At 66.9% G+C, this 480-nt stretch carries 1 protein-coding gene; it reads right to left on the reverse strand.

Annotation, left to right across the window (positions count from 1 at the left end; genetic code table 11):
• The coding region (locus D183_RS25515) for a HAMP domain-containing protein (protein ID WP_039729139.1) at positions 1 to 480 on the reverse strand (480 nt) is incomplete at both ends.

Here is a 480-nt window from a genome sequence, read left to right on the forward strand (position 1 = left end):
AGGTGCTTGATCTCGCTGTTCATCGCGGTCAGGTTGCGCTTGACCGTGTCCATGGTTTCGGTGAGCACCGCCTTTTCGCCGGGCAGCCGATCCATGTCCTCGGACAGGTCGCCGATGGCATAGCGGCCCATGATCTGCGCCAGGCGCTCGGTCACCGCGATATGCGAGGCGACCAGCGCGTTGCTGTCGTGGACCATGCGCCCGTAGTCGCCGGGGAAGCTGCTCTCGTCCATGCGGTAGCTGATCTCGCCGGCATCGTGGCGCTGGGCCATCTCCTTCTGTGCGTCGAGCACCGCGCGCAGCTGCTGCTGCATGCGCTGCAGCGATCCCAGCAATTGCCCCAGCTCGTCGTTGCGCGCGTATTGGATGCGGCTGTCCAGGCGGCCGGCGGCCACTGCGCTGGAGACTTCCACCGCGCTGGCCAACGGTTTGACCACCAGCCGGCGCAGCAGCAGGTAGAGGCCGCCGCTGAGCAGCAGC

It is taken from the genome of Xanthomonas sp. SHU 199 (assembly GCF_000364665.1).
GTDB lineage: Bacteria > Pseudomonadota > Gammaproteobacteria > Xanthomonadales > Xanthomonadaceae > Xanthomonas_A > Xanthomonas_A sontii.